Raw genomic sequence first — 7717 nt, 5'->3', positions numbered from 1 at the left:
CAGAACTATCCCGGCAACAACTTCGACGGTCTCGTCGGCGGCAGCGGCACGGTCACTGGTGTCAACCAGTTCACCTACACCGCTGACTTCGGCCAGGGCGTGACGGCGGCGTTCTCGGCTGAAGACGTGTCGAATTACTATCAGGCGGGCAACCTCAACCTCAGCAGCGCGGCAGCGTCTCCTGCTGCTGCTATCGCCGGTTTGACCAATGGTGCGGTGGGTGCCAACGGGATCGGCGGCACACGTTCGCCCAACCTCGTCGGTATGGTGCGTGTCGACCAGGCTTGGGGTCTGTTCCAGGCGTCGGTGGCTGCGCATGACAACCACGTTGCCTATTACGGCGCGACCGAGCCGACTGGCCACCCCGACGACAAGTGGGGTTGGGCGGTTCAGCTCGCTCTGTCGATCAAGAACATCCCGACTGGTGCGGGTGACGTGATCAACATTTCGGGCGTCTACACCGACGGTGCGACCCGCTACAACTTCCAGAACCTGGCGGGTAGCACGTTCATCATGTACGGCAGCTCGAACCTTGCTTACGGCAGCCTCGCTGCGGTTACCGCTCCGGACACCACGTACGTCACCGGCAGCAACCAGGAAAGCGTCAAGACCTGGGGCTTCCGTGGCGCTTACACCCACAACTGGGATCCGTACTGGAACACCGCGATCTACGGTGCCTACGCGGCTGCCCAGTTCGGTGGCGGGACCAAGGCGTTCCTCTGCGCCCCTGGTACCGGCGTCTTCTCGAGCATCGCTGGTGTGACCTCGTGCAACCCGGACTTCAACATCGGCCAGGTTGGCTTGATCACCCGCTGGACTCCGGTCAAGAACCTCACGTTCTCGGCCGACCTGACCTGGACCCACATCGACCAGAAGTATGCTGGCATCGTGACTCCGGGCGCTAACTTCGCGGTCGCCAAGCCGGGCGCGCCCGCTAACTACCAGCTGAAGGATCAGGACTCGGTGAACCTGCTGCTCCGCGCTCAGCGCAACTGGTAAGTTCGGTCTAACGACCTGACAGAGAGCCCCGGCGGGAAACCGCCGGGGCTTTTCTTTTGTCGGTGGTGCCTGCGCTGGTCCCGCCGCATGGCGCTGGAGTTGGCGCCTCGCTCTCCATTGGTCGATAGTTCGTCGCCAGCTGATCGAAGCTGTGGCGGGAGAGGGGCTGGCGGCATGCCACCCCGGCCGGGCGCGCGTGGTCCGACGCGGTCGCAGCAGCAAACGACCCGCCGATTTCGTGCTGCAGAAGGAGGACGATCGACGCTCGCCGCCTCGGTGAGCCGAGCAACGGCGAACCTGCTGCAACGGCGACCCTGGCAGCCCGCGCAGCGCGCGTTGAAGTGGTTCGCCTGACGATCGCATACGAGCTTCGGACCTTCTTCGGCAGCTCGAGCCCGAACGACGGCAGCGCTGGCCACCGATGCTCCCCCAGCGAATCGAGGGCGGCGCCTTATTCCACGCTGCCGGCGCCGCGGCGCAGGTCAGCCTCGATCTGCAGCCGGGTGCCGCCGCCGAAGCGGGCGCGGTAGACCTGAAGGTTCTCCATGATCCGCTGCACGTAGTTGCGCGTCTCGGAGAACGGAATCAGCTCGACCCAGTCGACCGCATCGACCTTCGGGTCGCGTGGGTCGCCGTAGCGGTCGATCCATTTCTTCACGCTGCCGCGGCCGGCATTATAGGCCGCAAAGGTCATGATGTAGGAGCCGCGATAGTCCTCGAGCAGACCGCCGAGTTCGGCCGCGCCGAGCGTGGCGTTGTAGGACGAATCGTTCTTCAGCCGCCCCAGGTCGTAAGTTGCCCCATGCCGCTTGCAGACATAGCGCGCAGCGTCCGGCGTCACCTGCATCAGCCCGTAGGCCTGTGCCGGCGAGACCACGGAGGGATTGAACGCACTTTCCTGCCGCGCGATGGCGTAGACGATGCTGCGCTCGACCTCGGGGCCAATCTGCGTGAAATGCGGAATGCCGTTGACGGGGTAGGCGTAGAAATCGAACGGCAGGCCGCGATTGAGCGCGGCTTTGCCGACCAGCAGCATGCCGCGCGCATCGCTGTAGCGCTGGGTCAGCTCGCCAAGGCCGGTGAGGGCTTCGGGATCGCCATTCTCGCCCATGTCGGCGAGCATTGGCACCGCCATCTCGCGCTCGTCGAGCTCGTAGAGCAATTGCGCGGCGCGCACGATCTCGAGCCGTTCGGCGCCGCGGCCGCGCGGCTGGCTGTTGAGTTCGATCTGCGGCAGGCCGAGCTTGGCGCGCGCAAGCTGGCCGTAATAGCTGGTCGATTGCTCGGCCGCGCGCGCAAAGGCGTTGCGCGCCTCCTGCTGGCGGCCGGCTGCTTCCGCGGCGCGGCCCTGCCAATAACCGGCGCGCGCCAGCGTGGTCGGATTGACGCTGCCGACGCCGATGCGGGCAAAATGCTGGGCGGCCGCCGCGGGATCGCCCAGGAAGCGCAGTGCGATCCAGCCCGCGGTGAATTCCTGCTCGGTCTTGTAGATGTCGCGCGAGGGCAGGGCCGCATCCCGCGCGATCAGATAGGCGCTGCGGAATTCTTCGGTGTCGATCATCTTGCGCGCGAGCAGGCGCCGCTCGATCCACCATTCGTCGAGATTGTAGAGCCGGTTCGGATCCTTCGGCGCCGACAGCATGAGCTGGGCGGCTTCGGCAAACTTCTCCTCGCGGCGCAGCAGCTGGATCTTGCTGAAGACGAAGCCGGGATCGTTGTGCAGCTCGCGCGGCACCGCCTCCAGCAGCGCGAGCGTGTTCGGCGCCTTCCTGAAGGAGGCGATGCGGGCCTTGGCGAGCGCGACATAGCCGGCGCCGAGACGTTTTGCGGCGCGCAGCGCCGCCTCGTGCTCGCTGCCATAGAGCAGCGTGTCCATCCGCGCCTTCTGGTCGCCCGGCGCAAGGAGCGCGCCGAATTGGTCGAGCGCGTTGTTCTCGGTGTCCTCCGACATCGGATCGCTGCGCCAGGCCTCGCGCACCAGCCGCTCGGCATTGGCGCGGTCGCCGCGCGCCAGCATCGCCTTGGCGAGCGCGAAGCGGCCCTTGGCGGAAACAGGGGATTCGTTCTCGAACCACGACCACGCAACTGAATCGTCGCGCCTGTCGTCCCACATCGCCGCTTCGAGGCGCCGGCGCAGGAACGTTTGCGACGGCCAGCTCGGATTGGCGGAGAGGAAGGCGCGGTAGCGCTCGACAGTTGCGCCATTGTCCTCGCTGCGCAGGATGATCCATTCCGCGAGCTTTCGCGCAACGGGATCCGAGATCGCGGCTGCTTCATTGGTGGCGTCGCCCGGCTTGCGCTTGCGCACGAGCTCGATGACGCTCTCCAGCGTGTCCTTGTCGGCTTGCGACGTCGACGAGGTCGCAGCGACCGCTGCGGGTGTGATCGGCTTGCGCGGCGCCGCGTGCTGGCGGGTCGCCGGAGCCAGCACAGGAGCTGCCGCCGGCTTGGCGGCGGCCGGGGGCGGTCGGTCTGACGGTGGCTGTCGCGGCAGGGGCGGGTGCGGTCTTGGGGGGCGAGCCGTTGGCGGTCGGCTGTGATTTCGGCGCGGCGGCCGCTGCCGCGGGCTTGGGCTTGTCCTTGGCGGCGTCCTTGCCGGCGTCCTTACCGGCATCTTTGGCAGGTTTCTTCGCAGCATCCTTGGCCGGGGCGGGAGCCGCTCCCTTGCTCGTGCCCTTGGCTGTGTCCTTGCCTGTTGCCTTGGTCGATCCTTTGGCTGGTCCTTTGGCGGTGTCTTTGGCGGCTGGCTTCGTGGTTGCCTTGGCCGCTTCCTCGGTCGTCTCATTGGACCTGGCCAAGGCGGCGCAGCCGACCGACAGCCCTGCCATCAGGCACATGACCAGACCAGCGGATCGCCATGCGGCACGAGGAAAGGAGGTCACGGCGTTTCGTTGCCCCGAATCAGTCAAATGGCTCAAGACCTGGCTGTATTTGATTGAATATGCGGAAAAAATACCAACAGCCGCTTACTTTTGGCGGGTTTGCACCACCACCGCGGCAAAATCGCGGCCTAAACGGTGCGTCACTCGGCTGCGGCTCTTTTACCGGCGGGGCAGACCCGGTATGAATGGGGCTTGCTCTCAAGATCGCCGCGTACGGAGGAAGTCCATGGCAGCCAAGACGAAATTCCGGGGGTCGTTCACCGCCTTGGTCACGCCGTTCAAGAACGGCTCGCTGGACGAGGCCGCGTTCCGCTCCCTGGTCAACTGGCAGATTTCGGAAGGCACCAACGGGCTTGTCCCGGTCGGCACCACCGGCGAGAGTCCGACACTCAGCCATGACGAGCACAAGAAGGTCGTCGAATGGTGCATCGGCGAGGCCAAGGGCCGCGTGCCCGTCGTCGCCGGCGCCGGCTCCAACTCGACCAAGGAGGCGATCGAACTCGCCCAGCACGCCGAAAAGGCGGGCGCGGACGCCGTGCTGGTCGTGACGCCTTACTATAACAAGCCGACCCAGGAAGGGATGTACCAGCACTTCAAGGCGATCAACGACGCGATCGGGATTCCGATCATCATCTACAACATCCCGCCGCGCTCGGTGATCGACATGTCGGTCGACACCATGATGCGGCTGTGGGAGTTGAAGAACATCGCCGGCGTCAAGGACGCCACCGCCAGCATGGTCCGTGTCTCGCAGCAGCGCGCGGCGATGGGCGAGGATTTCAACCAGCTCTCCGGCGAGGACGCGACCATCCTCGGCTACATGGCCCATGGTGGCCATGGCTGCATCTCGGTGACCTCAAACGTCGCGCCGCGCCTGTGCTCGGAGTTCCACGTCGCCTGGCAGAAAGGCGACCACGCTACCGCGCTGAAGCTGCACGACAAGCTGATGCCACTGCACAACAACCTCTTCATCGAGAGCAATCCGGCACCGATCAAGTACGCGATGTCGCTGCTTGGCAAGCTGGACGAGACGTTGCGGCTGCCGATGGTTCCGGTCTCCGAGCCGACGCGCGTTGCGGTCCGCAGCGCCATGGTTCATGCCGGCCTCATCAACTGATGCGCTAGCCAATCGGGGAACCGTTCATGGGGGTCGAAGAGAAGGGTACGCGGATGCTCAAGGAGTTCCGCGAGTTCGCCATGAAGGGCAATGTCGTCGACCTTGCGGTCGGCGTCATCATCGGCGCCGCCTTCGGCGCCATCGTCAACTCGCTGGTCGGCGATGTGATCATGCCGGTCATCGGCGCCGCCACCGGCGGCCTCGACTTCTCGAACTACTTCACTCCCTTGTCGAAGGCGGTCACCGCCACCAACTTAGCTGATGCGAAAAAGCAAGGCGCCGTACTCGCTTGGGGCAGCTTCCTCACGCTGACGATCAACTTCATCATCATCGCTTTCGTGCTGTTCCTGGTGATCCGCGCCATGAACACGCTGAAGCGCAAGGACGAGGCGGCACCCGCCATTCCGCCGAAGCCGTCGGCTGAGGTCGAGCTGCTGACCGAGATCCGCGATCTCCTCAAGAAGTCTTGACGCGCGCGCTTCATCCAAACTGTTAGCGTCTCAAACGCAACTCGATCAGGTTTTTTTGCCAGGTTTGACTGTGATGGCCGATAAGAACGAACGTCCTATCAAGGTCATGGCGGAAAATCGCAAGGCCCGCTTCAACTACGCCATCGAGGATACGATCGAGGCCGGCATTGCGCTGACCGGCACCGAGGTCAAGTCGATCCGCAACGGCAAGAGCACGATCGCGGAGTCCTATGCCGACTCGAAGGACGGCGAGATCTGGCTGATCAACGCCACCATTCCCGAATATCTCCAGGGCAACCGCTTCAACCACGAGCCCAAACGGCCGCGAAAGCTGCTTCTCCATCGTCGGCAGATCAACAAGCTGATGGGCGCGGTCGACCGCGAGGGCATGACGCTGATCCCGCTCAAGCTTTACTTCAACGAGCGCGGTCGCGCCAAATTGCAGCTCGCGGTTGCGAAGGGCAAGAAGCTGCACGACAAACGCGAGTCCGAGAAGAAGCGGGACTGGAGCCGGGAGAAGGGCCGGCTGATGCGGGCGAGGGGATAGCGGGATGGCGCAGAAAAACCTGCTCGAAGTCAATTGGAGCCAGATTCCTGCTCCCGCCGATGACGGTGGCGCTGCGCACCTGAAGGGCATGACGCTGCCGCCGATCAGTCTGGTTGCAACTGACGATAGGTCGGTGACACTGTCGGCGCTGCCCGGTCGTACCGTCGTGTTCGCCTATCCGCGCACCGGCGAGCCGGGCAAGATCGGGCTGGTCGACGACTGGGACATGATCCCGGGCGCGCGCGGTTGCACGCCGCAGACTTGCGCGTTCCGTGATCTGTTTGCCGAGCTGAAGGCCGCAGGCGCTGCGCAGGTGTTCGGGCTTTCGACCCAGAGCAATGAGTATCAGACCGAGATGGCGTCACGGCTGCATCTGCCGTTTCCGGTGCTTTCGGATGAGAAGCTGGCGCTTGCCCGCGCCCTTGATTTGCCGACCATGGAAGTCGCAGGCCTGACGCTGATCAAGCGCCTCGCACTGGTCATTGACGACGCGGCGATCACGCACGTGTTCTACCCGGTGTTTCCGCCCGACCGGAACGCCGGCGATGTCCTGGACTGGCTGAAGGCCAATCCCGCCAAGGGCTGACTTCTTATTTTGATTATTTTGACGCGTTTTCTTTACGCGAACCGGGATCCACTTCGCTCGAAAACGCTCTAGTCGAGATCGGCCTTCACCTTTGCAAACACGGACCGGAACATCTCCGGCGTCAGCACGCCGGTGTTCGTGTTGTAGCGGGAACAGTGATAGCTGTCGTAGAGCCTGAGCGCGCCGGCCTGATGCACGGCGCCGTGGCCGAAGGGGGCCTGCGAGCCCTTCAGGTTCAGCGGCTTGAGCACGGTGTCGTGCGCAATCCGCCCGAGCGCGACGATCGCGCGCAGGTTCGGCATCGTCGCCAGATTCGCCGCGAGAAACCGGCGGCAGGTGTTGATCTCGACCGGCAGCGGCTTGTTCTGTGGCGGCACGCAATGCACGGCATTGGCGATCCGGCAGTCGACCAGCCTCAGGCCGTCGTCGGGACGCGCCTGATAGGTGCCCCTGGCGAACCCATATTCGAGCAGCGTGGCGTAGAGCAGGTCGCCAGCGTAGTCGCCGGTGAACGGCCGGCCGGTGCGGTTGGCGCCCTGCATCCCCGGCGCGAGGCCGACGATTAGCAGGCGCGCCTTGATGTCACCAAAAGGCGGAACCGGTGCATTGTGCCAGGATGGCTCGCGCGTGCGGTTCGCCTGACGAAAAGCAAGCAGGCGCGGGCAGAGCGGGCAGTCACGGTCGGGGACGACGGTGAGAGGCTGGCGGCTCGACTGGGCCGCCTCACTCCTCGAAGTCGTCATCGCCCCTCGGCGCCATCGTGGTCGCGCGCTGGAGGAATTGCGGGGCGTGGTGGCGTCCCTCGCGCTCGCCGCGGTCACGCGGGGCGGGGCGTTCGGACGGGTCGCGGCCGAGCTTGGATTGCAGCTCGACGAGGTCGGTGAAGACGTCGGCCTGGCGGCGCAGCTCATCGGCAATCATCGGCGGCTGGCTGGCGATCGTGGAGACCACGGTGACGCGCACGCCGCGGCGCTGGACGGCCTCGACCAGGGAGCGGAAGTCGCCGTCACCCGAAAACAGCACCATCTGGTCGATGTGCTCGGCGAGTTCCATGGCGTCCACGGCAAGCTCGATGTCCATGTTGCCCTTGACCTTGCGGCGGCCGGAGGCGTCGAT

At 64.9% G+C, this 7717-nt stretch carries 7 protein-coding genes and 1 pseudogene; 5 read left to right on the top strand and 3 right to left on the bottom strand.

Annotated features, from left to right (window positions below; genetic code table 11):
* The coding region (locus AC630_RS36980) for a porin (protein WP_143198606.1) at positions 1-999 on the top strand (999 nt) is incomplete at its 5' end.
* Positions 1000-1450: 451 nt separating this feature from the next.
* On the opposite strand, the pseudogene AC630_RS36975 reads toward AC630_RS36980, so the two are convergent.
* Positions 1451-3827, bottom strand: a pseudogene (locus AC630_RS36975) (lytic transglycosylase domain-containing protein).
* A 280-nt stretch (positions 3828-4107) separates the two neighbouring features.
* On the opposite strand from AC630_RS36975, the gene dapA reads away from it, so the two are divergent.
* From dapA to AC630_RS36955, 4 genes are all read left to right on the top strand, one after another.
* The gene (gene dapA / locus AC630_RS36970) at positions 4108-4998 is read left to right on the top strand and encodes a 4-hydroxy-tetrahydrodipicolinate synthase (protein WP_074123313.1); all 891 of its coding nucleotides are present in this window, start codon (positions 4108-4110) and stop codon (positions 4996-4998) included.
* Between the two features lie 26 nt (positions 4999-5024).
* A complete protein-coding gene (mscL, locus tag AC630_RS36965; RefSeq protein WP_143198604.1) occupies positions 5025-5468 on the top strand; it encodes a large conductance mechanosensitive channel protein MscL in 444 nt (147 codons plus the stop codon).
* 73 nt (positions 5469-5541) lie between these two features.
* Complete coding sequence (gene smpB, locus AC630_RS36960) at positions 5542-6015, top strand: SsrA-binding protein SmpB (RefSeq protein ID WP_035709956.1); 474 nt, start codon at positions 5542-5544, stop codon at positions 6013-6015.
* 4 nt (positions 6016-6019) lie between these two features.
* Positions 6020-6601: a peroxiredoxin gene (locus AC630_RS36955; protein ID WP_074123312.1), complete on the top strand. Its 582-nt coding sequence runs from the start codon at positions 6020-6022 to the stop codon at positions 6599-6601.
* Between the two features lie 68 nt (positions 6602-6669).
* Here the strand turns inward: AC630_RS36955 and AC630_RS36950 are convergent, their stop codons facing one another.
* The gene (locus tag AC630_RS36950; RefSeq protein ID WP_074123311.1) at positions 6670-7344 is read right to left on the bottom strand and encodes a uracil-DNA glycosylase; all 675 of its coding nucleotides are present in this window, start codon (positions 7342-7344) and stop codon (positions 6670-6672) included.
* Positions 7325-7717: NYN domain-containing protein (locus AC630_RS36945; protein ID WP_143198603.1), on the bottom strand; the 393-nt coding region annotated here is incomplete at its 5' end. The genes AC630_RS36945 and AC630_RS36950, both read right to left, overlap by 20 nt.

Origin of the sequence: Bradyrhizobium sp. AS23.2 (genome assembly GCF_001908185.1) — a bacterium.
GTDB lineage: Bacteria > Pseudomonadota > Alphaproteobacteria > Rhizobiales > Xanthobacteraceae > Bradyrhizobium.
This window is presented reverse-complemented; position numbering and strand designations above follow the sequence as displayed.

Coding starts and splice junctions, on each gene's coding strand:
- mscL (WP_143198604.1), top strand. CDS start 5,025: ATGGGGGTCGAAGAGAAGGGTACGCGGATGCTCAAGGAGTTCCGCGAG.
- AC630_RS36955 (WP_074123312.1), top strand. CDS start 6,020: ATGGCGCAGAAAAACCTGCTCGAAGTCAATTGGAGCCAGATTCCTGCT.
- AC630_RS36950 (WP_074123311.1), bottom strand. CDS start 7,344: ATGACGACTTCGAGGAGTGAGGCGGCCCAGTCGAGCCGCCAGCCTCTC.
- dapA (WP_074123313.1), top strand. CDS start 4,108: ATGGCAGCCAAGACGAAATTCCGGGGGTCGTTCACCGCCTTGGTCACG.
- smpB (WP_035709956.1), top strand. CDS start 5,542: ATGGCCGATAAGAACGAACGTCCTATCAAGGTCATGGCGGAAAATCGC.